This is a genomic window from Curtobacterium sp. PhB136 (genome assembly GCF_004346855.1).
GTDB lineage: Bacteria > Actinomycetota > Actinomycetes > Actinomycetales > Microbacteriaceae > Curtobacterium.
In genome coordinates this window covers 212,611-235,735 of record NZ_SMGH01000008.1, presented here as the reverse complement: position 1 = coordinate 235,735, position 23,125 = coordinate 212,611, and the positions used below count along the sequence as shown (strand labels likewise).

The 23,125-nt window shown below is 71.8% G+C and carries 20 protein-coding genes; 10 read left to right on the top strand and 10 right to left on the bottom strand.

The window, feature by feature from the left end; translation table 11 throughout:
- Nucleotides 1-289: 289 nt before the first annotated feature.
- The 4 genes from EDF27_RS15020 to aroA form a co-directional block, all read right to left on the bottom strand.
- Entirely contained in the window at nt 290-1,072 is a 783-nt protein-coding gene (locus EDF27_RS15020) for an inositol monophosphatase family protein (RefSeq protein ID WP_132049669.1), read from the bottom strand.
- 18 nt (nt 1,073-1,090) lie between these two features.
- Nucleotides 1,091-2,254, bottom strand: a complete 1,164-nt coding sequence (locus tag EDF27_RS15015) for a hypothetical protein (RefSeq protein WP_132049667.1) — start codon at nt 2,252-2,254, stop codon at nt 1,091-1,093.
- A gap of 261 nt (nt 2,255-2,515) precedes the next feature.
- Nucleotides 2,516-3,571, bottom strand: a complete 1,056-nt coding sequence (rsgA, locus tag EDF27_RS15010; RefSeq protein WP_132049665.1) for a ribosome small subunit-dependent GTPase A — start codon at nt 3,569-3,571, stop codon at nt 2,516-2,518.
- A 1-nt stretch (nt 3,572) separates the two neighbouring features.
- Complete coding sequence (aroA, locus tag EDF27_RS15005) at nt 3,573-5,003, bottom strand: 3-phosphoshikimate 1-carboxyvinyltransferase (RefSeq protein WP_132049663.1); 1,431 nt, start codon at nt 5,001-5,003, stop codon at nt 3,573-3,575.
- Nucleotides 5,004-5,156: 153 nt separating this feature from the next.
- Between aroA and EDF27_RS15000 the strand changes: the two genes are divergently transcribed.
- From EDF27_RS15000 to EDF27_RS14990, 3 genes are all read left to right on the top strand, one after another.
- The gene (locus EDF27_RS15000; protein ID WP_123653673.1) at nt 5,157-5,969 is read left to right on the top strand and encodes a sigma-70 family RNA polymerase sigma factor; all 813 of its coding nucleotides are present in this window, start codon (nt 5,157-5,159) and stop codon (nt 5,967-5,969) included.
- Entirely contained in the window at nt 5,966-6,208 is a 243-nt protein-coding gene (locus EDF27_RS14995) for a zf-HC2 domain-containing protein (RefSeq protein ID WP_123653672.1), read from the top strand. Before EDF27_RS15000 ends, EDF27_RS14995 begins: the two co-directional genes overlap by 4 nt.
- A gap of 70 nt (nt 6,209-6,278) precedes the next feature.
- The gene (locus EDF27_RS14990; protein WP_123653671.1) at nt 6,279-6,719 is read left to right on the top strand and encodes a GNAT family N-acetyltransferase; all 441 of its coding nucleotides are present in this window, start codon (nt 6,279-6,281) and stop codon (nt 6,717-6,719) included.
- A 376-nt stretch (nt 6,720-7,095) separates the two neighbouring features.
- Here the strand turns inward: EDF27_RS14990 and EDF27_RS14980 are convergent, their stop codons facing one another.
- The gene (locus tag EDF27_RS14980; RefSeq protein WP_207909641.1) at nt 7,096-10,863 is read right to left on the bottom strand and encodes a multifunctional oxoglutarate decarboxylase/oxoglutarate dehydrogenase thiamine pyrophosphate-binding subunit/dihydrolipoyllysine-residue succinyltransferase subunit; all 3,768 of its coding nucleotides are present in this window, start codon (nt 10,861-10,863) and stop codon (nt 7,096-7,098) included.
- Nucleotides 10,864-11,006: 143 nt separating this feature from the next.
- Between EDF27_RS14980 and EDF27_RS14975 the strand changes: the two genes are divergently transcribed.
- Nucleotides 11,007-12,446, top strand: coding sequence for a GuaB1 family IMP dehydrogenase-related protein (locus EDF27_RS14975; RefSeq protein WP_123653670.1), 1,440 nt, complete (start codon nt 11,007-11,009; stop codon nt 12,444-12,446).
- An 81-nt stretch (nt 12,447-12,527) separates the two neighbouring features.
- On the opposite strand, the gene EDF27_RS14970 is transcribed toward EDF27_RS14975, so the two are convergent.
- The 4 genes from EDF27_RS14970 to EDF27_RS14955 form a co-directional block, all read right to left on the bottom strand.
- Nucleotides 12,528-13,568, bottom strand: a complete 1,041-nt coding sequence (locus EDF27_RS14970; protein WP_123653669.1) for a hemolysin family protein — start codon at nt 13,566-13,568, stop codon at nt 12,528-12,530.
- The gene (locus tag EDF27_RS14965; protein WP_243698376.1) at nt 13,565-14,935 is read right to left on the bottom strand and encodes a hemolysin family protein; all 1,371 of its coding nucleotides are present in this window, start codon (nt 14,933-14,935) and stop codon (nt 13,565-13,567) included. The genes EDF27_RS14970 and EDF27_RS14965 overlap by 4 nt, the downstream gene beginning before the upstream one ends.
- Before the next feature lie 181 nt (nt 14,936-15,116).
- Entirely contained in the window at nt 15,117-16,199 is a 1,083-nt protein-coding gene (locus EDF27_RS14960) for an NADH:flavin oxidoreductase/NADH oxidase (RefSeq protein WP_123653668.1), read from the bottom strand.
- Nucleotides 16,196-16,840, bottom strand: a complete 645-nt coding sequence (locus tag EDF27_RS14955; protein ID WP_123653667.1) for an HAD family phosphatase — start codon at nt 16,838-16,840, stop codon at nt 16,196-16,198. The genes EDF27_RS14960 and EDF27_RS14955 overlap by 4 nt, the downstream gene beginning before the upstream one ends.
- A 24-nt stretch (nt 16,841-16,864) precedes the next feature.
- Between EDF27_RS14955 and EDF27_RS14950 the strand changes: the two genes are divergently transcribed.
- Together EDF27_RS14950 and EDF27_RS14945 are read left to right on the top strand one after the other, a co-directional pair.
- Nucleotides 16,865-17,710, top strand: a complete 846-nt coding sequence (locus EDF27_RS14950; protein WP_123653666.1) for an ADP/ATP-dependent (S)-NAD(P)H-hydrate dehydratase — start codon at nt 16,865-16,867, stop codon at nt 17,708-17,710.
- Between the two features lie 591 nt (nt 17,711-18,301).
- Nucleotides 18,302-19,093: a glycoside hydrolase family 16 protein gene (locus tag EDF27_RS14945; protein WP_132049659.1), complete on the top strand. Its 792-nt coding sequence runs from the start codon at nt 18,302-18,304 to the stop codon at nt 19,091-19,093.
- Nucleotides 19,094-19,100: 7 nt separating this feature from the next.
- On the opposite strand, the gene EDF27_RS14940 is transcribed toward EDF27_RS14945, so the two are convergent.
- Nucleotides 19,101-19,856 (bottom strand): YceI family protein, encoded by a 756-nt coding sequence (locus EDF27_RS14940; protein WP_132049657.1) that lies wholly within the window; start codon nt 19,854-19,856, stop codon nt 19,101-19,103.
- A 79-nt stretch (nt 19,857-19,935) separates the two neighbouring features.
- Between EDF27_RS14940 and EDF27_RS14935 the strand changes: the two genes are divergently transcribed.
- From EDF27_RS14935 to EDF27_RS14920, 4 genes are all read left to right on the top strand, one after another.
- Nucleotides 19,936-21,198, top strand: coding sequence for a glycosyltransferase 87 family protein (locus EDF27_RS14935; protein WP_132049655.1), 1,263 nt, complete (start codon nt 19,936-19,938; stop codon nt 21,196-21,198).
- Nucleotides 21,195-21,503, top strand: a complete 309-nt coding sequence (locus tag EDF27_RS14930; RefSeq protein WP_123653662.1) for a thiamine-binding protein — start codon at nt 21,195-21,197, stop codon at nt 21,501-21,503. Before EDF27_RS14935 ends, EDF27_RS14930 begins: the two co-directional genes overlap by 4 nt.
- A 126-nt stretch (nt 21,504-21,629) precedes the next feature.
- Nucleotides 21,630-22,625 carry a hypothetical protein gene (locus EDF27_RS14925; protein ID WP_132049653.1) on the top strand — a complete coding sequence of 332 codons (996 nt, stop codon included), beginning with the start codon at nt 21,630-21,632 and terminating at the stop codon, nt 22,623-22,625.
- Nucleotides 22,626-22,751: 126 nt separating this feature from the next.
- Nucleotides 22,752-22,940, top strand: coding sequence for a hypothetical protein (locus tag EDF27_RS14920; protein WP_132049650.1), 189 nt, complete (start codon nt 22,752-22,754; stop codon nt 22,938-22,940).
- Nucleotides 22,941-23,125: the final 185 nt, after the last annotated feature.

Sequence of the window (23,125 nt, the reverse complement as noted above, 5' to 3'; positions counted from 1 at the left end):
TGCTGCGGACGCGGCCCGGCGCTCCCGACGCGGAACGGCCGGGCGCTCCCGACGCGGCACGGCCGGGCGCTCCCGACGCGGCACGGTCGGGCGCTCACGACGCGGCACGGTCGGGCGCTCCCGACGCGGCACGGTCGGGCGCTCACGACGCAGAACGACGACGTTGCTGTCGTACGACAGCCGCCCTGTCGTCGCCACGCGCCTGCAACTGTTGCGGGCGCGCGGTTGCGACGACGTCGCTGTCGTACGACGACGACCGTGTCGCCCGCCGCGAGCGCGACGAGCGGGGTCAGCGGCGGATGACCTCGACGACGGCGTCGTGGACGAGGCCGTTCGTCGCCAGCGCGCTGCCGTGCCAGGGGCCCGGGTCGCCGTCGAGCGAGGTGAAGCGGCCGCCGGCCTCCTCCACGATGGGGACGAGTGCCGCCATGTCCCACGGCTTGAGGTCCGGTTCGCCGGCGATGTCGAGGATGCCCTCGGCCACCATCATGTACGACCACATGTCCCCGTACGCCCGGGTGCGCCAGACCTTGCGGGACAGGTCGATCAGCGGCTGCAGGCGGTCGTCCTCGTCCCACTGCTGGATGCTGTTGTAGCTGAGGCTCGCGTCCTGGAGCTCGGCGACCCCGGAGACGTGCAGCTCCCCGTCGAAGGAGTGCGCGCCGAGCCCCTCGGCCGCCCACCAGCGCTTGCCGAGGGCGGGGGCGCTCACGACGCCGAGCACCGGGCGGCCGTCGACCGCGAGGGAGATCAGCGTCGCCCAGACCGGCACACCGCGGAGGTAGTTCGCGGTGCCGTCGATCGGGTCCACGACCCACTGGCGGTGGCCTTCGCTGGTGGCGTCGGCGCCGGAGTCCGCGGTGGTCTCCTCGCCGAGGAACGCGTCGTCCGGGCGTTCGGCCGCGATGCGCTCCCGGAGGACCCGCTCGACGGCCTGGTCCGCGTCCGTGACGTGGGTGCTGTCGGCCTTCTTCGACACGTGCAGGTCAGCGGCGCGGAAGCGCTCCAGGCTGATCGCGTCGGCGGTGTCGGCGAGGGAGCGGGCGAAGTCCAGGTCGGCGCTGAGGTCCACGGGTCGAGCGTAGCGGCGCTACGCCGCGACGACCTCTTCCTCCTCGAGGCGGCTGACCTCGCGCTCCCGGGCGATGCGGGTGCGGCGGGCGACGAGGCCGTGCACGACGACGCAGAGCAGCACCGCGCCGACGAGCCACAGCGTGAGCACGAGGGAACTCCGGCCGAGCGACGCACCGGGGAAGTACTGCAGGTCCTGCGCGGCCTGCAGCCAGGCGGCTCCGCTCCAGAAGGTGTTGAGCGCCGCGAAGAACCCGGGCTGGAACGCCGGCTGGAAGATCCCGCCGGAGGACGTGAAGTTGAGCATCACGAACAGCATCGTGAGCACCGGCGTGGTCCACCGCCCGAGGATCGGGTGCAGACCGATCCCGAGACCGATGATGATCGCGTCGTACATCCACGCGAACAGGAAGATCTGCCACTGGTGCGTCGTGATGACGCCGTAGATCGGTCCGGCGATGACGATCCCCATCCCGGCGACGACACCGGCGGTCGCGAGGCCGATGGCCGCCGTCCACACCGTCCGGAGCTTCGTGGCGAACGCGGCGACCGCGATGGCCGAGGCGTACCCGCCGACGCTCAGGGCGACGAGCAGGAAGAAGAGTCCCTGGCTGGTGCTGTCCTGGTCACCCGAGGGCACGACGTCCACCACGTGGAAGGGCAGGTGCTGGTCGTAGGCGATCGGCATGAAGATCTTCTGCGCCGCGGTGGCGGTGGTCTCACTGGCCGCCGAGGAGACGTAGAGCGTGGCACCGGACGCCGACGTGGAGAACACGGCGGCGAGGTCGCGGTCCTTCACCTGCTGCTGCGCCTTGCTGTCGCTGGCGACGACGTGGGCGACGAGGGCACCGTCGGACTGGTCCGTGACCGTCTGCGCGAAGACCTGCGTGGCGGCGCTCTGCCCGACGATGCCGACGGGGAGGTCCTTCGGCGCGGGGGCGTGGAACGCGCCGAGGTAGGCCAGGCCCATCCCGGCCGCGAGGAACAGCGGGACGAGGATGTGCGTGGCGAAGGTCAGGAGGGTGCGGCCGAGTCCGACGGGGCGGAGGACGTTCGGGGCGCGGTGCGGCGGTCGGGGAGCGGCGTGGCCCCGGTGCTGGTTCGCGGCGTCGTCGGCGCGGTCGATGGAGGCGGGAGCGTCGACGCGGGTCGGCGCAAAGTTGTACTTTGCAACTTCAGACACGAGGGGCAATGGTACGCCTCCGGTACGACTTTGTCGACGCCCGGTCCCGCCGGCGCCCGCCGGGCCCCGCCGGGCCCCGCCGGGGCCCGCCAGACCCCGCCGGGCCCGCCGGCGCCCCTCGAGGCGGGCGCTGAGATCGCACTTCGTGTCGGCTTCACGCTGCGGAGGCGACACGAAGTGCGATCTCACCGGGCGGGCGGCGGCCGGCGGCCGGGCGGCCGGCGGCCGGCGGCCGGCGGCCGCGTGCCGCGCGCCGCGCGGCTACTCCGTGCCCGGGTCGTGCGCGCCCATGCCCGTCAGGAGCGCACGGAAGGAGTCGAGCCGCTCGATGCCCGTCGGGCCGAGCTCCCCGGCCTGCACCCGGTCGACGATCTCCCAGTCGTGCGCCTGGTCCAGCGGGATCCCGTCGACGGGCGCGGCGACGGGGATCGCGTGGGACGCGAACGCCCGGAACACGTTCGCGGGGTCGACGTGCCCGAGGCCGAACGACCGGACGCCGGGTGTGTCGATGATCCAGCCGCCGTCCCGGACCTGCAGCGCGATGGAGGACGACGACGTGTGCCGCCCCCGCCCGGTCACGGAGTTCACGACGCCAGTGGCCCGCGTGGACCCGGTGAGCGCGTTCACGAGCGTCGACTTGCCGACGCCGGAGTGCCCCACGGTCACGGTGACCTGACCGTCGAGGACCTCGTGCATGGCCTCGAACGGGACGTCGTCCGCGCGGCTCGTCACGATCCGCAGATCGAGGCACGCGAAGTGCGCCAGGAACGGTGCCGGGTCGGCGAGGTCGGTCTTGGTGATGCAGAGGATCGGGTCGAGGCCGGCGTCGAACGCGGCGACGAGGTACCGGTCGATGAGGCGGGTCCGCGGCTCCGGGTCGGCCGCCGCCACGACGACGAGCATCTGCGTCGCGTTCGCCACGATGACGCGCTCGACGTCGTCCGAGTCGTCGGCGCTCCGGCGGAGCAGGGTCGACCGTTCCGCGACGCGGACGATGCGGGCCAGGGACCCCTCGGAGCCGGAGACGTCCCCGGCCAGGAAGACGTTGTCCCCGGTGACGACGGACTTCTTGCCGAGCTCGCGGGCCTTCGTCGCGGTGATCAGCCGGTCCCCGTCGGGTGAGCCGACGAGGACGCCGAAGCGGCCACGGTCGACGTTCGTCACCCAGCCGGTCGGGGCGTCGTCGTACGTCGGACGGACCTTGGTGCGCGGCCGGTTGCCCTTCGGGTTCGGCCGGACCCGGACGCTCGACTCGTCGTACTGGCCGTACGGCTCGTCCTCGTCCGCGTCGCCGTCGACGTCGTCCCACCAGCTCACGTCAGACCCCCGACCCGGGAGCAGGAGCAGGACCAGGAGCAGGAGCAGGCGCAGGAGCAGGAGCAGCGCCAGCGCCGGAACCAGACCCGGTACCGGTCGCCACGAGCTCGGCCCACAGCTCCGGGAACTGCGGCAGCGTCTTCGCCGTCGACCCGATGTCGTCCACCGCGATGCCGTCCACGACGAGCCCGACGATCGCGCCCGCCGTCGCCATCCGGTGGTCCTCGTACGCGGCCCAGCCGCCGCCGTGGAGCCGCGCCGGCTGGACCAGGAGGCCGTCGTCGAGTTCCTGCACCGTGCCTCCCGTCCGGTTGACGTCCGCAGCCAGCGCTGCCAAGCGGTCCGTCTCGTGCCCACGCAGGTGCCCGATGCCGGTGACGGTGGTCGGTCCGTCGGCCAGCGCCGCGAGCGCGACGAGGGCGGGTGCGAGCTCGCCGCCGCGGGTCAGGTCGAGTTCGAGACCCGGGACGGAGGCGCCACCCCGGATCCCGACGCCGCCGTCGAACACCAGGTCGTCACCGTCACGGGCCACGCTCGCCCCCCACAGGGGCAGGAGCGTCTCGAGGTCGGCGCCGACCTGCGTCGTCGCGGTGGGCCAGGTGCGGATGCGGACGGTGCCGCCGGCCACGAGGGCCGCGATCGCGAAGGGAGCCGCGTTGGAGAGGTCCGGTTCGATGGTGACGTCGACGGCGGCGATCGGACCGGGGTGCACGACCCACTCGCCGACGGCGGGCTCGTCGACGCGGACGCCGCGGGCGCGGAGGGCGGCGACGGTCATCTCGATGTGGGGGAGGCTCGGCAGGCGCTCGCCCGCGTGCGTCAGGTGCAGGCCCTCGTCGAAGCGGGGCGCGGAGAGGAGCAGGCCGGAGACGAACTGGGACGAGGCGGAGGCGTCGATCGTCAGCGCGCCGCCACGGACCGAGCCGGTGCCGGTGAACGCGAACGGCAGGGACCCGTCGCCGTCGTCGGTGACGTCGACGCCGAGGGCGACGAGGGCGTCGATGACCGGGCGCATCGGACGGCGGCGCGCGGCCTCGTCGCCGTCGAACACGACCGGGCCGGTGGCCAGGGCGGCGAGCGGCGGCAGGAAGCGCATCACCGTGCCGGCGAGGCCGCAGTCGACGCGCACGTCGCCGTGCATCGGGGCGGGGGTGATGCGGAGATCGGGGCCGTAGGGGTTCTCGCCGGGCAGTTCCTCGATGCCGACGCCCAGGGCGCGGAGTCCCTCGATCATCAGTGCGGAGTCGCGGGAGTGCAGGGGGAGCCGGATGGTCGAGGGGCCGTCGGCGAGGGCGGCGAGGACCAGCTCCCGGTTCGTCAGCGACTTCGAGCCGGGCAGCGAGACGTCGCCGCTGAGGGGGCCCGCGGCGACGGGGGCGATCCAGGGGGCGGGCTCGTGGTTCGCGCGCTGGGAATGCTGTGTCTCGGCCATCGGTTCACAAGACTACTGAAACGATCGGGAGGACCCTTGGCGACAGCACTCGCACCCACGCGGACAGACCTGCCCGCCGCGGTGACCACGCTCGCTGGACCGGGCGTCGGACACGCCGTCGCTCTCGGCGGCGTCCGCCTAGACTGGCCCGCGATGACCACCGACGAGCCGCAGGCCACACCGCACGACCTGGTCGAGGAGACCGAGGAGCAGCTCGACGCCGTCTCCGAGGAAGCGGCGGCGCTCGAAGCGTCGGACGCTGACGTGGTCGACGCGAAGACCGTGTCCGCGACGGAACTGCGGAGCCTGTTCGAAGACCAGGCGCTGCCGTTCATGGACCAGCTCTACGGCGCCGCGATGCGCATGACGCGGAACCCCGCCGATGCCTCGGACCTCGTTCAGGAGACCTTCGTCAAGGCCTTCGCTGCGTTCCGCCAGTTCCGCCAGGGCACGAACCTCAAGGCGTGGCTGTACCGGATCCTCACGAACACGTTCATCAACACGTACCGCAAGAACCAGCGGAACCCGTACCAGGGCACGATCGACGAGCTCGAGGACTGGCAGCTCGGCGGCGCGGAGAGCGTCACGCAGTCCATCTCGGCCCGCTCGGCCGAAGCGGACGCGATCGACCACCTGCCGTCCTCCGCCGTGAAGGACGCGCTGCAGGCCATCCCGGAGGACTTCCGGATGGCCGTCTACTTCGCCGATGTCGAGGGCTTCTCCTACCAGGAGATCGCCGACATCATGAAGACCCCCGTCGGGACGGTCATGAGCCGTCTCCACCGTGGTCGCCGGCTCCTCCGGGGGCTCCTGGCGGACCACGCCCGAGAGACCGGCATCGTCCCGGACGCAGCGTCGACGGCGACGATGCGCGGACGAGGCCGGAACACCGCGACCACTGGTCGCACCGCGAACCCGGGCCGCACCGCGGCTCAGGGCCGCACGGATCGAAAGGGTGAACGATGAGCGGCTGCGACTGCTCCAAGGCCAAGGCGGAGCTCGAGGAGTTCCTGCACGACGAACTCCGCCGCGAAGACGCGGCGGACATCCGCGAGCACATGGACGACTGCGAGGACTGCACCACCGAGCACCGCGTGAACGTCGTCCTCATGGAGACCGTGAAGCGCGCGTGCAAGGAGACCGCTCCGGACCAGCTCCGGACCGAGATCCTGGCGCGCATCCGCGTGGAGCAGGCGACGCACTGACACCCGTGCGACGCGTCGTGCGGTGTGCTCCCGGCGTCACACGGTGTGTGGCGTCGGTAGGGTCGCCAGCATGACCTTCTCCGTCGAGTCGATCACCAGCTGGTCCGACCCGGACGTCGCCGACGTCGCCGCCCTCGTCCGGACCCTCGGGCACACCGCGGACGAGTCCGCGATGCGCGCCCGGCTCGAACGCCTGACCGCCGAGGCGGGCCACCGCACGTGGTTGGTCCGCGACGACGACGGCCGCGCGGTGGCCGTCGCGGGAGCGCAGGTCACGTGGGCGTACGCGTCCGACGAGCCGACGGCGCAGCTGCTCCTGCTGGTGGTCGACCCCACGGCCAGGAGGCTCGGCACCGGTTCCGCGCTCATCAGCACGTTCGAGACGTGGGCCGTCTCGCAGGGCGCCCGGCAGCTGTCCGCCGTCAGTGCGGCCGCGACCGACAGCGCGCACCGCTTCTACCAGAAGCGCGGCTACCACGACGCGGGGGTGCGCTACACGCGCATCGTGTAGCTGCGCGCGCTGCGCGCGCTGCGCGCGCCGCGCGCCGCGCGCCGCGCGCTGCGCGCGCTGCGCGCGCTGCGCGCGCTGCGCGCGCTGCGCGCGCCGCGCGCCGCGCGCGGCGCGCGCGCCGCACCCGCGCGGGTCGTTCCGCGCGTGGTGAGTCGAATCGCGCGTAGGAGGTGAGAACTTCCGACTCGCTACGCGCGAATCGCCTTCCCAGTGCACCCGAGATGGGAAGGAACGCGCGACGTGCGTGGCGGAGGCGTGACGAGCCTCCCGGCGGATCCGAGCGCACGACGCGCCCCCGGACGCACAACGCGCCCCGCTGTGACGGGGCGCGTTGTCTGCGCGAGGGCGCGAAGCCGGTGTCCGGCGAGCCGAGGGGCTACCCGAGGGCCTTCGTGATGACCTCGGTCGCCTCGTGGGCGCTGCGCTTCGAGGAACCCGTCGCGGGTGCCGCACTGGCCGGGCGCGACGCGACCGAGAGCGGGCGTCCGTCGAGGTGCGGCGAGAGGTTCATGCACACGAACGGCCAGGCGCCCTGGTTCTCCGGCTCTTCCTGCGCCCACACGACGTCGGCGTTCGGGTAGCTGCCGAGGACCTCGAGGATGCGCTCGAGGGGGAGCGGGGCGAGCTGCTCGAGCCGCACGAGGGCGACGTCGGTCGTCCCGCGCTTGTCGAGCTCGGCGCGGAGGTCGTGGTGCACCTTGCCGGAGTGCAGGACCACGCGGCGCACGGCACCCTTGTCGGTGATGTGCGCGTCGTCGAGGACCTCTTCGAAGGTCCCGCTCGTGAAGTCCTCCACCGCGCTCGTCGCCTGGCGGAGTCGCAGCATCGCCTTCGGGCTGAACACGATGAGCGGCTTCTGCGGGCGCTCCCAGGCCTGGCGGCGGAGCAGGTGGAAGTACGACGCCGGCGTCGACGGGCGTGCCACGACCATGTTGTCCTCGGCACAGAGCTGCAGGTAGCGCTCGATGCGTGCGGACGAGTGGTCCGGCCCCTGGCCCTCGTAGCCGTGCGGCAGGAGCAGGACGAGGCCGGAGCGCTGTCCCCACTTCTGCTCTGCGGAGGAGATGAACTCGTCGATGACGGTCTGCGCGCCGTTGGCGAAGTCGCCGAACTGCGCTTCCCAGAGCACGAGCGCCTCGGGCCGTTCGACCGAGTAGCCGTACTCGAACGCCATCGCCGCGTACTCGCTGAGCAGCGTGTCGTAGATGTAGAAGCGGGCCTGGTCCTCGGTCAGGTTCGACAGCGGCAGCCACTCCTGGCCGTTCACGCGGTCGTGGAAGACCGCCTGGCGCTGGACGAACGTGCCGCGGCGGGCGTCCTGCCCGGCGAGCCGGACCGGCTTGCCCTCGGTGAGGATCGAGCCGATCGCCATGAGCTCGGCCATCGCCCAGTCGACGCCGCCCTTGCGGGTCATGTCGGTGCGCTTGGTCAGCAGGGCCTGCAGCTTCGGGTGCACCTGGAACCCGGCGGGCGGGTTGCCGTGCGCGTCGCCGATGAGCTCGACGAGTTCCTGCGAGATCGCGGTCTCGTGGACGTCGTTCTCCGAGTCGTCGCGCTGCGAGGTCGGGCGTTCGAGCCCCTGCACGGCGCCGTCGTCGTCGACCGTGATGACCGGGATGGTGCCCGTCTGCGCTTCGTGCGTCTCCGCGAACGCGCGCTCGAGGCGGTCCTGGAAGTCGCGGTGCGCTTCGTCGTACTCCTCTTGCGTGATGTCGCCGCGGCCGACGAGCGCCTCGGTGAACAGGGTGCGGACGGAACGCTTCGCCTCGATCAGGTTGTACATCAGCGGCTGCGTCATCGAGGGGTCGTCGCCCTCGTTGTGGCCGCGTCGGCGGTAGCAGACCAGGTCGATGACGACGTCGCGGTGGAACTCGTCGCGGTACGCGAACGCGAGGTCCGCGACACGAGCCACGGCTTCGGGGTCGTCGCCGTTCACGTGGAAGATCGGCGCCTGGATCGTCTTCGCCACGTCGGTCGAGTACACCGAGGTGCGCCCGGAGTCCGGCGGGGTGGTGAAGCCGACCTGGTTGTTGATGACGAGGTGCACGGTGCCGCCGGTGCGGTACCCGCGGAGCTGGGACATCTGCAGCGTCTCGACGACGACGCCCTGGCCGGCCATCGCCGCGTCGCCGTGCACGAGCACGGGGAGCACACCGAAGGTGCCGGCGGGCTTCCGGTCCTGCTTGGCGCGGACGATGCCCTCGAGCACGCCGTCCACCGCTTCGAGGTGGGACGGGTTCGCGGCGATCGTGATCGGGATCGACGTGCCGTCGGAGGCGCGGAACACGCCTTCGGTGCCGACGTGGTACTTGACGTCGCCGGAGCCCTGGCCCTGCACGGCGCCGGGGAGCGTGGTGCCCTCGAACTCGCGGAAGATCTGGCCGTAGGTCTTGCCGGCGATGTTCGTCAGCACGTTGAGACGACCGCGGTGCGCCATGCCGATCGCGACCTCTTCGAGCCCGGCGAGGGCTGCCTGCTGGATGAGGGTGTCGAGGAACGCGATCGTGGACTCGCCGCCTTCGAGCGAGAAGCGCTTCTGGCCGACGTACTTCGTCTGCAGGAAGGTCTCGAACGCCTCGGCCTCGTTGAGCTTGCCGAGGACGCGGAGCTGCTCTTCCTTCGAGGGCTTCGAGTACGGGACCTCGATGCGGGACTGCACCCAGCGGCGCTGTTCCGGGTCCTGGATGTGCATGTACTCGATGCCGACGGTGCGGCAGTAGGCGTCCCGGAGGACTCCGAGGATGTCGCGGAGCGGCGCGGTCGTGGTGCCGGCGAGGCCGCCGGTGACGAACTCGCGGTCGAGGTCCCAGAACGTCAGCCCGTGGCTCTCGATCTCGAGGTCGGGGTGGGTGCGCTGGCGGTACTCGAGCGGGTCGACGTCGGCCATCAGGTGACCGCGGACCCGGAAGCTGTTGATGAGCTCCTGCACGCGGGCCGTCTTGCCGACGCGGTGCGCCAGGTCGACGTTGATGTCGTTCGCCCACTGGATCGGCTTGTACGGGATCCGGAGGGCGGAGAAGATGCCCTCGTAGAAGCCGTGCTCGCCGATGAGCCGCTCGTGCACCTTCTTCAGGTACTCGCCCGACCCGGCGCCCTGGATGACGCGGTGGTCGTAGGTGCTCGTCAGCGTGATGGTCTTGCCGACACCGAGCTCGACGAGGGTCTTCGGCGCGGACCCCTGGAACTGCGCGGGGTACTCGAGCGCGCCGGCGCCGATGATCGCGCCCTGGCCCTTGGTGAGGCGGGGGACCGAGTGCACGGTGCCGATGCCGCCCGGGTTCGTCAGGGAGATCGTGGTGCCCTGGAAGTCCGTCGGGGTGAGCTTGTTGTCGCGGGCTCGCTTGACGAGGTCTTCGTAGGCGGTGAGGAACTGGCCGAACGTCAGGGTCTCCGCGCGCTTGATGCTCGGGACGAGGAGCGAGCGGGTGCCGTCCTTCTTCGGGACGTCGATCGCGATGCCGAGGTTGACGTGCGCGGGCTGCACGACGAAGGGCTTGCCGTCGCGCTCCTCGTAGAAGACGTTCTGGCTCGGGAAGTCCTTGAGCGCCTGGACCATCGCCCAGCCGATGAGGTGCGTGAAGGAGATCTTGCCGCCGCGGGCACGGCGCAGGTGGTTGTTGACGACGATCCGGTTGTCGATCATCAGCTTCGCCGGGATCGTCCGGACGCTGGTCGCCGTCGGGACCGTGAGCGAGGCGTCCATGTTCGAGGCCAGCGTCTTCGCCATGCCGCGGAGCGGGGTCGCCACGTCTTCGTGGGTTTCCTCGTGGTCGTCGGCCTCGTCGTTGGCCTCGGCCGGGATCGGCTGCGGCGACGGCTGCTTCGACGTCGTCCGGGCCTGGATCTGGCCGCCCTTGCCCTCGGCGGGGGCGGCGTCCGACTGCGCGGGAGCCGAGGCGGCCTGTGCCGGGGCAGCCTGCGCCGAGGCAGCCTGCGCGAGTGCCGGAGCGGCAGGCGCCGAGGCCGCGTCCGCGGGAGCGCTCTTGCCGGCGGCACTCTGGTGGTAGCTCTCGAGGACCGGCCACCAGGACTTGTCGACCGAGTCCTTGTCGGCGATGAACTGCTCGTAGAGCTCGTCCACGAGCCACTCGTTCGCGCCGAATTCGCCCGCGGTCTCGTCAGTTCCGGTCAGATGGCTCGACACAGCCGATCGCCCACTCTCCGTCGATTGATACTCGTGTGTGTCGTGCGGCGCAACCCTGCCCCGCACGACGTCAAGCGTAGCCGTTTCCACATGTCCGTTCGGTGTCAGCCCGAGGCATGTCGTCGAGCAGTACGGTGGGCCGCATGAGGTTCTACGAGACCCGGCCGACGCACGACCTGACGTACTCCGACGTGTTCCTCGTCCCGAGCCGATCCGCCGTGACGAGCCGCTTCGACGTGGACCTCGCCGCGAACGACGGCTCGGGCGCCACGATCCCGATCGTCAGCGCGAACATGAACTCGGTCACGGGCCCCCGGCTCGCGGCCACCCTCGCCCGACGGGGTGGGCTCGGGGTGCTCCCGCAGGACATGCACCTGCAGGACCTCGACGCCGCGATCCGCTGGGTCAAGGACCAGCCCGTCGACTTCGACACCGCCGTCGAGATGGGGCCGGACACCACCGTCGCGGAGACCCTCGAGCAGCTCCTGCCCGTCGCCGGCCGCGGGGTCGTGGTCCGGGGCGGTGACGGCGACTACCTCGGGTGCGTCCCCGCCACCCGGCTCGGCACCGCCGGCCCCGACGCCACGCTCCGCGACCTGCTGCACGGCGCCTCCACGGGCATCGACGCCGAGGACGCCGGCACCCCGCGGCACGTCTACGACGTCCTCACCGCGGCGGGCGCGGACTTCGCGCCGGTGACCCGGCACGGCCACGTCGTCGGCACCACCAGCCCGACCAGCGCGATCCGGTCGAGCATCTACCGTCCGGCGGTGGACGCCTCCGGTCGGCTCCGTGTCGGCGCCGCAATCGGCATCAACGGCGACGTCGCGGCCAAGGCGCAGGCCCTCGCCGCTGCCGGCGTCGACGTCCTCGTGCTCGACACCGCCCACGGCCACCAGGAAGGGATGCTCCGCGCGCTCCGCACCGTCGCCGCCCTCGACCTCGGGATCCCGCTGGTCGCCGGCAACGTCGTCACCGCGGACGCCGTCCACCACCTCGTCGAGGCGGGCGCGTCGATCATCAAGGTCGGTGTGGGCCCCGGTGCCATGTGCACGACCCGGATGATGACCGCGGTCGGGCGTCCGCAGTTCTCCGCCGTGCTCGAGACCGCCGCGGCGGCGAAGGCCCTCGGCGCGCACGTCTGGGCCGACGGCGGCGTGCGGTACCCCCGTGACGTCGCACTCGCCCTGGCCGCGGGCGCGAGCGCGGTGATGATCGGCTCGTGGTTCGCCGGCACGCTCGAAGCGCCCGGTGTCCTCCGGCGCGACGCGAAGGGCGCCGCCTACAAGGAGAGCTGGGGTATGGCGTCCGCCAAGGCCGTGCGCGAACGCTTCGAGCGCCTCGACCCGTACGAGCGGGCACGGAAGGCGCTCTTCGCCGAGGGCATCTCGTCCTCGACGATCTACCTCGACCCGGAGCGGCCGAGCGTGGAGGACCTCCTCGACATGATCACGACGGGCGTCCGCAGCTCCGCCACGTACGCGGGCGCGACGAGCCTCGCGGAGTTCCACGACCGTGCGCTCGTCGGCATCCAGTCCGCCGCCGGGTACGAAGAGGGCAAGCCGCTCCCGGTCAGCTGGTAGGGGCACCACACCCGACCCCGTGACGGACGGGAGGCCCGGTGCCAGCTGGCACCGAGCCTCCCGTCCGCTTGTCCGGAGCGTCTACCGGCGTCTGGTCGCGTCCTCGACGGTGCCGACGAGCTCCTCGAGGATGTCCTCGAGGAACAGGACGCCCGTCGTCCGGCCGTCCGCGTCGAACGCCCGCGCCACGTGGCGGCCTGCGGCGCGCATCGTGGCGAGCGCGTCCTCGAGGTCCATCTCGGTGTACAGCGAGATGAGCTGGCGGATGCGCTTCGGGGGCACCGGGTCGTCGAACTCGTCGGGGCGCAGGTCGATGACGTCCTTGACGTGCACGTAGCCGGTCGGCTCGCCGGTCTCGCCGGTCAGCACGTACCGGGAGAACCCGCGCTGCGCGACCGCGCGTTCGACGTCAGCGGGGGTGGCGTCCTCGGGGAGCGTGACCAGCTCGGACATCGGCACCGCGATGTCCCGGACCTTCTTCTCGGTGAACTCGAACGCCATCCGGAGCGTGCCGCCGTCGTCGGACAGCGTGCCCTCGCGGCGGGACTGCTCCACGATGGTCTGCACCTCCTCGACGGTGTAGGCGCTGACCGCCTCGTCCTTCGGCTCCACCTTGAACAGCCGGAGCACGGCGTTCGCGATCTCGTTGAGGCCGACGACGACCCAGTGCAGGCCGTGGCCGATGTACCAGAGCGTCGGCACGAGGAGCAGTGCCGCACGGTCGGGCATCGAGAACGAGATGTTCTTCGGCACCATCTCGCCGAAGACCACGTGCAGGAACGAGACGAGCAGCAGCGTGAAGACGAACGCCACGATGCCGATCACCTCGACGCTCCACCCGGTCAGGTGCAGCGGGACCTCGAGCAGGTGGTGGATCGCCGGCTCGGAGACGTTGAGGATGAGCAGCGAGCACACGGTGATGCCGAGCTGGGTGGTCGCGAGCATCCGGGTCGCGTGCTCCATCGCCCACAGGGTCATCTGCGCGGCACGGGAGCCCTCTTCGGCACGGGGCTCGATCTGGGAGCGGCGTGCGGAGATCACGGCGAACTCGGCCGCGACGAAGTAGGCGTTGCCCGCGAGCAGGACGAACAGCCAGAAGATGCCCCACCAGTCGCTGCTCATCGGGTGCTCTCCTTCTGCTTGCTCTTCGCGGACGAGTTCGGGATCGTCACGCCGCCGGGCGGGGTGTCCGTGGGGGTCGGGGTCCAGCGGACCCGGTCGACCCGCCGTCCGTCGAGGCGCTCGACGCGGAACACGCCGTCCTCGAGCGGGACCTCGTCGCCGACGACCGGCAGCCGCCCGAGTGTCGACATGATGAAGCCGCCGACGGTCTCGTAGGGGCCGTCCTCGGGGACCTTGACCCCGGCACGGTCCTCGAGCTCGTCAGGACGGAGCAGCCCGGGGAAGGTCAGCCAGTTGCGGGAACGGACGACGTCGATGCGGGCGCGGTCGTGCTCGTCCGACACCTCGCCGACGATCTCCTCGATGAGGTCCTCGAGCGTGACGACCCCGGCGGTGCCGCCGTACTCGTCGACGACGATGACCATCTGGTAGCCGCGGCCGCGCACCTCGGTGAGGAGCGTGTCACCGGGCATCGTCTCGGGGACCCGCTCGGCGTCGGTCATCAGCGCGCCGACGGGGACCTCCGGACGCTTCTCACGCGGGACGGCGACGGCCTGCTTGACGTGCACGATCCCGACGACGTCGTCCGCGTCCTCCTCGATGACGGGGAAGCGGCTGAAGCCGGTCCGGCGGGCGAGGGTGATGACGTCCTCGGCGGACTCCGAGACCCGGATCGTGGACAACCGCGGGCGCGGGGTCATCACGTCGCTGGCGTCGAGCTCGGAGAAGGACAGCGTGCGCTGGAGGAGCGTCGCGGTGTCCTGTTCGAGCGAGCCCTCGGACGCCGAACGACGGAGCAGCGACGTGAGCTCCTCGGCGCTGCGCGCACCGGAGAGCTCCTCCTGCGGCTCGATGCCGATCGCGCGGAGCACGGCGTTCGCGGTGCCGTTCAGCACGGCGACCGCTGGCTTGAAGACCGTCGTGAACGCGATCTGCAGCGGCACCACGAGCTTCGCGGTCTGCAGCGGCAGTGCGAGCGCGAAGTTCTTCGGCACGAGCTCGCCGAGGATCATCGAGAGCAGCGTCGCGATGACGAGCGCCACGATCGAGCCGACCGTCTCGACGATCCCCTCGGGGAGCGCCAGCGCCAGGAACGGTGCCTCGAGCAGCTTCGCGATCGACGGCTCGAGCAGGTAGCCGGTCAGCAGCGTCGTCAGCGTGATGCCGAGCTGTGCGCTGGACAGGTGCGTCGAGGTGACCTTGAGCGCACCGATGACCGGCGCGAGGCCGGGCTCGCCGCGGTCACGGCGCGCCTCGACGTCGGCGCGGTCGAGGTTCACGAGTGCGAACTCCGACGCGACGAAGACGCCGGTGCCGAGCGTCAGCAGGATGCCACCGACGAGCATGACGATGTCGATGGGGCTCATCGGGTCCACCCCCGGGGGCTGGACGTGCTCCGCCAGCGGACAGCGCTGCGGGCACACGACGAGTCAGGGCAGCTCACTGAGTGAGCGCCGGATGAGTGGTGGGGCGAAGAAGGATTCGGAGGATCGTCCACAGTGGTCATCATCGTAATCACGAGGTCGGGCCGGAACCCGAGAATCCGCCTTACTTCGTGACGCTTGCTCGGTGGTACTGCTGGGGCTCGTAGTCGAGTTCGACCCCGAGCTCGACCGCCGCACGGAGCGGGAAGCCCGGGTCACGGAGGAACTCACGCCCGACCATCACCACGTCGGCCTGCCCGGTCGCCACGATCTGCTCGGCCTGGAACGCCTCGGAGATCATCCCGACGGCGATCGTGCCGATGCCGGCGTTCCGCTTGATCTCCGCGGCGAAGGGCACCTGGTAGCCCGGGCCGACGGGGATCGGCGCACTCGCGACGTTGCCGCCGGTCGAGACGTCGGCGAGGTCGGCACCGTGCTCGGCGGCCCAGCGGGCGACCTCGGTGACCTCGTCGAGCGTCAGACCGCCGTCGGTCCAGTCGGTCGCGGAGAAGCGGACGACGATCGGGAAGCCCTCGCCGACCTCGGCACGCACGGCGTCGACCACGTCGAGCAGCGCGCGGGCCCGGTTCTCGAGGGAGCCGCCGAACTCGTCGGTGCGGTGGTTGCTCAGCGGGGAGAGGAACTGGTGCAGGAGGTACCCGTGCGCGGCGTGCAGCTCGACGAGGTCGAAGCCCGCCTCCACGGCACGACGTGCGGCGACGGCGAAGCCGACCGCGACGAGGCGGATGTCCTCGGTGGAGAGCTCGCGCGGGACGTCGTACCCCGGGAACGCCTCGGCGGACGGGCCGACGGCGGTCCAGCCGCCCTCGGACGCCGGGACCGTGCCGTGGGACGACTCCCAGGGGCGGTAGGTCGAGGCCTTACGGCCCGCGTGGGCGAGCTGCACGCCGGCCGCGGCGCCCTGCGAGTGGATGAAGTCGACGATCGGGCGGAACGCGTCGCGCTGCTCGTCGTTCCAGAGGCCGAGGTCCTGCGGGCTGATCCGTCCCTCCGGCACGACCCCGGTGGCCTCGACGACGACCGCGCCGGCGCCGCCCTTTGCGAACCCGCCGAGGTGCACGAGGTGCCACGGCGTCGGGACGCCGTCCTGCTGCTCGACCGAGTACTGGCACATCGGGGAGACCCAGATGCGGTTGCGGACCGTCAGGTCGCGGATGGTGATCGGCTCGAACAGGGCGTGCGTCACGCGGTGGCTCCTTCGTGCGGGGTGGCCGTCACCGACAGCTCCTCCAGGAACCCCCGGAGCAGCGCTGGTGACGTGTAGTGGTGGCCGACCGCCCCGATCGCTTCCGCGCCGGCGGCGTTCTCGGCCCTGTTGTCCACGAACACCATCTGCGACGGCTCGATTCCCAGACGCTCGCAGGTGTCGCGGTAGATGGACAGGTCGGGCTTCAGCACGTGTTCCTCGGCGCTCACCACGACTGTCTCGAACAGCGACCCCATCGGCGACCGCCGGTACGGGTCCCCGAAGTCGAACCCGGCGTTCGAGAGCAGCGCCAGCCGGGTGCCGGCGTCGTGCAGCTCCTCGACGAGGTCGAGCACCGCGGGGTCGACCTCGAACCACCCCGTGTAGTCGATCGCCCAGAGCCGGTGGATCTCACTGACCGACCAGGAGCGGCCGGTGCGGGCAGCGATCGCGCGCCAGTACTCCAGCACGCTGAGGTCGCCGCGGTCCAGGTCGTGGCGGAGCTCCTGGTAGACGGGGAAGAGCTCGTCCTCCGGCAGCCCGGTGGCCTCGAGCAGGGCGTCCCGCGCGGCGGTGGGCGTGCGGCTGATCACCTCGCCGTAGTCGAACACGACGACACGACCGGGCAGGAACAGGCTCATGCGCTCCACCGTAACGTGGGGTCGATGAACGACTTCGTGCCCTTCTCCGTGTCCGACGCCGCCGCGTGGACGACCGCGCCGACCGGGGAGTCCACGAAGTACCGGCGAGGGGTGCTCGGCGTCGCGACCGGTTCGGCCGCCTACCCGGGTGCGGCGATCATGGGCGTCGACGCGGCCGTGCACACCGGGGTGGGGATGGTCCGGTACGTCGGACCCGACCGTGCGACGGACTTCGTGCTCGCCCGCCGTCCCGAGGTCGTGTCCGGCATCGGCCGCGTGCAGGCCTGGTTGGTCGGGTCCGGGATCTCGGCGTCCTCGCTCGGTTCGCTCGACCCGGCGACCGCTGCCGCCTTCGAGCACGCGTCCGAGGACGGCGTCCCGGTGGTCGTCGACGCCGGGGCGATCCCGCTGGTCGACCTCGGACCGCTCGCGGTGCTGACGCCGCACGCGGGGGAGCTCGCCGCGCTGCTGCACGTCTCCCGTGATGCAGTCGAGGAGGACCCGCGGGGCTCCGCGCTCCGCGCCGCCGAGCAGACCGGGAGCGTCGTGCTCCTCAAGGGCTCCGACACGCACGTCGTCACCCCGGACGGGTCCGTGCGGCTCGTCGCGTCCTCCGCCACGCCGTGGCTCGCCGCCGCCGGCGCGGGGGACGTCCTCGGTGGGGTGCTCGGGGCGCTCGTGGCCACCCGGGCGGGCTCCGGGGAGGTCGGTCCGGCGGACCTCGCGCACCTCGCGGCGGCCGCGGCGGTCGTGCACGGCACCGCGGCGCGGCGGGCGTCCGGCGGTGGGCCGTTCACGATGACGACGCTCATCGAGGCGCTGCCCGGTGTCGTCCGTGACCTCCTCGTGACCGGGGACGCGCCCGCCTGAGGCGCGCCGGGGTCGCCCGCTGCCGAGCCGGAGCGACAGGGTCGCTGTCGTACGACAGCACGGTTGTCGGTGTGCGGCGCGGCGCGCGGCGCGCGGCGGGAGCGCGGCGGGCGTGAGCGGCGCGCGGTGGCCGCCGCGTGCACTGGTCGCGACCACGGCCGGCCGGGAGGCTCGGTGGCGGACGGGTGCTGCGCCTCCAGGCCGGTGGGGTGTGCGTCCACGGCACGTGCGTGCGCATGTTCCGACACCGCGCCGGTCGATCGACTCCTGCGGTGTCGGAAGGCATCAGCGCACCCGCGGGGACGCGGGGCGTGCTCGCGGGAAGCCGCAACGACCGCGGGATCACGCATGCGGCGCGGGAGCCCGCACCGATCCCGCTGGCGGGGTGCGGGGTCCTCGTGGTGGACCCGGTGGACGCGTAGACAGACCTGTGAGGGACACCGCCGGACCGCAACCACGGGCCGGTCCGGTCCCCGGAACCGCTCGACCCAGAAAGCGATCCACGACCATGCAGGACGCACACCGCGCCGTGCGCCACGTCGATGACGACGACGGCAGCACCGCAGCTCCCACCCGACGCCGGGACGACCGATGAAGGTCTCCAGGTCACTGCTCGTGTTCGCCGCGGTCATCGCCGCCGGTGTCACCCTCGGCACGGTCTCCACGGCCGATGCCCGCGGGTGGGTGGGCGACCCCGCCTCGCCCTCCGCGGCGTCGGTGTCCGCGCCGACCCCGACGCCCACCGTGCCGGCGAACGGCGCCGCCCCGACCTTCTCCGAGGACTTCGACACCCCGGCAGCTGCTGGTGGGCAGTTCGCCACCACCTACGCGGGGTCCTGGCAGCCGTACCCGGACGGCATGGCCAACCGGTACTGGTCGAACGAGATCATCAGCGCGCACGACGGCTACATGGACGTCGCGATGGACGGCAAGCGCGGGGCGGCCGGCACGTTCGGCACCCCGACGGGCGCGTGGGGACACGTCGGCGGGACCTTCAGCGTCCGCGCCCGGGCCACCGGTGGCGACGGCAACGGTGCCGCGTTCCTGCTGTGGCCGACCTCGAACGTCTGGTCCGAGGGGGAGGTCGACTTCCCCGAGGGCACCTTCCAGGGGACCGTCGGCGCGTTCAGTCACTCGATGGTGAAGGGCCAGGAACGGAGCGCGGTCGGGCTGCACACGGACGCGACGTGGCGGCAGTGGCACACCTACACGACCGAGTGGATCCCGGGGGAGGCGGTCCGGTACTACGTGGACGGGCAGATCGTCCTCACGGTGACACAGCACGTGCCGACCACGGCGCACCGGTTCATGTTCCAGATCGGCAACTGGGGGAAGCCAGGGCACCTCGAGATCGACTGGGTGAAGACCTGGGACCGTTCCTAGGCGGACGTCACCCCGCGGGCGTCGCGTGGACGAGGAACTCGACCGTGCCGTCGTCGTCGACCTTGACGAACCCGAGGCTCGGGGCCTGCACGCCGTAGTCGGCGAAGGTGATCGGGATCGAGCCGGAGATGTCCACGCCGTCGCCGTTCAGGCCGACCTCGAGCTTCGCGGTGACCGCCTTCGTGACGCCGTGGAGCGTCAGGTCCCCGCTCGCCTCGACCTGCTTCGTACCGGACCCGGTGGGGACCGCGTCGGCGATCGGACCCGTGAGCGTGAACGTCGCGGTGGGGAACGCCGAGGTGTCGAGCGCGGAGTCGCGGAAGTACGAGTCGCGCTGGGCGGAGTCGGTGGCGATGTCGGCGACCTGCACCGTGATCGCGGCCGTGGTGATCGAGGAGCCGTCCACCGTGGCGGTGCCGGTCACGCTGTCGGTGCGGCCGGTGACCGTGACGTCCGAACCGTTCAGCACCTCGTGCAGGCGGTAGCCGGCCTCCGAGTCCCCGCCCACGGTCCAGGTGCCCGCGAGGTCGCTCGCATCGAGCGTCGAGGGGGCGCGGCTGGCGGCGACGCTCGGTGCGGCCGATGCCTTCGCGTTCTCGGCGTTCGAGTACACGTTCGTGCCGATCAGGACGCCGGCGACGCCGAGGACGACGACGGCTGCGGCGACGGAGATCCAGATGGTGGCGGTGCGGCGGCGGCGGGTGGGCTTCGGCTGGCGCCCGTTGCCGCTCCGCGGGTGCTCGGGGGTCCCGTTCGTGGTCACGGGGAGACGGTGACACGTCACTCTCGGGAAGTGCTGGGTGTCGCCGCTCCGCTCATCCGGTGCTCGCTACGCTCATCCGGTGCTGAAGTCGCGCTGGTTCGAGGTCGTCTGCTTCGCCGTGGCGTTCGTGATCGTGCACGCGGTGCTGTGGTGGCTGACGTCGGTGACGGCGAACCTCCCGCTGGGTGACGTGACGATCACCTACCGGCGCTGGATCGAGACCGGGCTGCACGCGCACTCCTGGGTCGGGATCGACTCGGACTGGGTCTACCCGATCGTCGCGATCGTGCCGATGGCCGCGGCGGCACTCGGTGGCGTCGCCGCCATCGGCACCGGCTGGCTCCTGCTCATGGTCCTGCTCGACGCCGTCGCCTGCTGGTTCCTCTGGCGGTTCCGCGCGCTCGGCGTCCGCGTCGTCTGGTGGTGGCTGGTGTTCCTGCTGGCGCTCGGCCCGATCGGCCTCGGGCGGATCGACACCGTCGCGACCGCCGTGGCGCTCGTCGGTGTGGCGTACGTCGCCTCCCGCCCCGCCGTCGCCTCGGCCGTGTTCACCGTCGCGGCGTGGATCAAGGTCTGGCCGGCCGCGCTCGTCGGGGTGCTCCTCGTCCTGCGGCGCGGACACCGGCGGGGTGTGCTCACGGGTGCGCTCACCGTCACCGCACTCGTCGTGCTCGTCGACGTGCTGTTCGGCGGCGCCGCGCACCTGCTCTCGTTCGTCGGGCAGCAGTCCGGCCGTGCGCTCCAGATCGAGGCGCCCCTCGCGACGCCGTTCATGTGGGTGGCCGCCGCGCACGTGCCCGGCGCCGCGGTGTTCTACGACACCGAGATCCTGACGTTCGAGGTGTCCGGCACGGGGACCCACCTCGCCGCGGCCGTGTCGACGCCGCTGATGGCGCTCGTCGTGCTGGCCGGGTTCGGGCTGGCGGTCTGGGCGGTCGCGCGTGGCGCCAAGCGCGCCGAGGTCGCCCCGGTGCTCGCGCTGCTGCTCGTCGCGGCGCTCGTCGCCACGAACAAGGTGGGGTCGCCGCAGTACATCGGGTGGTTCGCGGTGCCGATCGTGTGGGGGCTCGTCGCCGGGCGGGGCAGTGCGCGTCGCTTCCTGCCCGTGGCTGTGCTCGCGCTGCCGATGGCGTTCCTGACGCAGCTGATCTATCCCGCGTACTACGACCAGGTGCTCACCGTGCAGCCGTGGATCCTCGTGGTGCTCACCGTGCGGAACGTGCTCGAGGTCGTGATCCTGGTCTGGGCGGTGGTGCTCGTGGTGCGGCTGGGGCTCCTCGCGAAGCGATCCCGCGACTCGGACGGGCGGCCGACGGTCGCCGAGGGCAGGATGGACGCATGATCGTCGCGTTCTCCATCGCTCCGTCCGGCGGCCCGTCCGCGTCCTCCGACGGCTCCGTCCACGATGCGGTCGCCGCCGCAGTGCGGGTCGTGCGGGAGTCCGGGCTGCCGAACCGCACCTCCTCGATGTTCACCGAGATCGAGGGCTCGTGGGACGAGTGCATGGCCGTGGTGAAGGCCGCGACCGACGCCGTCCTGCCCTTCGGGACCCGCGTCTCGCTCGTGCTCAAGGCCGACATCCGACCCGGACACACCGGTGAGCTGGACGGCAAGATCGAGCGGCTCGAAGCGGCGCTCGACGCCTGAGCCCCGAGGCGTGCACGCCCGGGACCCTGTGCCCCGATCTGGGGTCGACTGGGAGTTGGCTGCGTGAGAGATGCTCTCCTAGCGTGAGGACGTCCACATCCGTGGCGTCATCAGGGGGAGCACCACATGCCGTACGGCAACTACGAGTTCAGCAAGGACATGGGGGCCATCCGGGCCGACCAGGCAGCGTCCGCGAAGTCACTCAAGAGCATCGAGTTCGCCAGCGGGGCGAGCATGGTGTTCAACGGGCTCACCGCGCTCAACGCGGCGAAGGCCGCACGGAGCGCCCAGGAGCAGATCGCACTCCAGCAGGAGCAGAACGCGCTGCAGCAGGCCATGGCGGAGCAGACCGCCCGTCACGAGTTCTCGATGTGGCGGCAGACGCCCGAAGGTGCGGCCTTCGTGGACTGGCAGCAGCGCGCGGCCGCACTCATCCCGTTCCTCCGTGACCGGGACCGGTCGTGGCAGTCCGCCTGGGCCGGTGCCATCGGGCGCGCCCGTGCGGCGACCCCGGTCGACGAACAGCGTCGTGTCGCGGGGCAGCCCGCGAGGCTCCGCCAGACCCCGCTGAAGGTGCTGTCGATCGTCGCGTTCGTCCTGCTCGTGTTCCCGCTCGTCGGACTCGGGCTGGCGGCGCTGACGTCGGCGTTCTCGAACGGGCAGCAGGCGTACCAGGACTGCCTCGGCAACGTCAGCGAGATCCTCACGCGTGCCGAGTGCGAGGCGATCAGGCCCGGGAACCCGTTCGTCGGCCCGATCGTGTGGCTCGTCCTCCTCGCCGGCCTCGGCGTGCTCTTCACGGTGCTGCGTCGTGTCCGGATGCGCGCCGCGCGGAACGACCGTCGACTCGCGGACGAGTCGGCGGCGCGCACCGAGCGGTGGGGCTTCGACCCGCTGCTGACCACCGGCGCCTGGTACGGCTGGCACGAGTCCGAGTCCTTCCAGGGGTACGCCGACCGGCTCGAGCAGCTCGTCCGGAGCGGCGCCACGACCCGCCCGACCGCCGGGCAGCTCATCCGCCTCCAGGTCCCGACACCGTGGCAGCCGGCCGACCACCTGCCCGCCGAGGTGAACGACTTCCTGGCGACCGTCCAGCAGGAGAACGCGTCGCTCGCGGTGTGAATCGGGGGTGTCCTCCGGCGGGTCGCCGACACGCCGGAGGCCTCCCGCGGATGTCGGTGGTCGGGTGTCTCATGGGGTTCATCGAGCCGCACCCGGTGGCCCGATGACGACGAGGAGATCGCGATCATGGCGGACCTGACGATGCACGACGGTTGGTGCGAGGACTGCGATGCGCGGACGGTCGTCATCGACACCGACGCGCACGGCGAGCACGCCTGGGCGACCTGCGTCGAGTGCGGAGCGGGCTGGGTGCACCGTGACGACGCAACGGCCCCGACCGTCGTCGAGCGCGAACTGGAGCGCCGCGCGGCCTGACCTGCAGGACGCCCGCCCGCTCGAATCGTTTCGTGTCGGTGTCTTCCGTGGGTGTTTGGAGCGGTCTACACTGATCCGACCGGACCGTTGCCGCGGTCTGGCCCCGACCGGCTCCGGCTGGTCACCGACCGGCTCCGGCTGGTCCCCGACCGGCTCCGGCCGGTTGCTTCCGTTCACCGTCGAGC

What these genes read in the sequence shown, in the direction of transcription:
- aroA (WP_132049663.1), bottom strand. Translation starts at nt 5,003, where the DNA reads ATGGCCGAGACACAGCATTCCCAGCGCGCGAACCACGAGCCCGCCCCC.
- EDF27_RS15000 (WP_123653673.1), top strand. Translation starts at nt 5,157, where the DNA reads ATGACCACCGACGAGCCGCAGGCCACACCGCACGACCTGGTCGAGGAG.
- EDF27_RS14995 (WP_123653672.1), top strand. Translation starts at nt 5,966, where the DNA reads ATGAGCGGCTGCGACTGCTCCAAGGCCAAGGCGGAGCTCGAGGAGTTC.
- EDF27_RS14990 (WP_123653671.1), top strand. Translation starts at nt 6,279, where the DNA reads ATGACCTTCTCCGTCGAGTCGATCACCAGCTGGTCCGACCCGGACGTC.
- EDF27_RS14975 (WP_123653670.1), top strand. Translation starts at nt 11,007, where the DNA reads ATGAGGTTCTACGAGACCCGGCCGACGCACGACCTGACGTACTCCGAC.
- EDF27_RS14970 (WP_123653669.1), bottom strand. Translation starts at nt 13,568, where the DNA reads ATGAGCAGCGACTGGTGGGGCATCTTCTGGCTGTTCGTCCTGCTCGCG.
- EDF27_RS14965 (WP_243698376.1), bottom strand. Translation starts at nt 14,935, where the DNA reads ATGAGCCCCATCGACATCGTCATGCTCGTCGGTGGCATCCTGCTGACG.
- EDF27_RS14955 (WP_123653667.1), bottom strand. Translation starts at nt 16,840, where the DNA reads ATGAGCCTGTTCCTGCCCGGTCGTGTCGTCGTGTTCGACTACGGCGAG.
- EDF27_RS14950 (WP_123653666.1), top strand. Translation starts at nt 16,865, where the DNA reads ATGAACGACTTCGTGCCCTTCTCCGTGTCCGACGCCGCCGCGTGGACG.
- EDF27_RS14945 (WP_132049659.1), top strand. Translation starts at nt 18,302, where the DNA reads ATGAAGGTCTCCAGGTCACTGCTCGTGTTCGCCGCGGTCATCGCCGCC.
- EDF27_RS14930 (WP_123653662.1), top strand. Translation starts at nt 21,195, where the DNA reads ATGATCGTCGCGTTCTCCATCGCTCCGTCCGGCGGCCCGTCCGCGTCC.
- EDF27_RS14925 (WP_132049653.1), top strand. Translation starts at nt 21,630, where the DNA reads ATGCCGTACGGCAACTACGAGTTCAGCAAGGACATGGGGGCCATCCGG.
- EDF27_RS14920 (WP_132049650.1), top strand. Translation starts at nt 22,752, where the DNA reads ATGGCGGACCTGACGATGCACGACGGTTGGTGCGAGGACTGCGATGCG.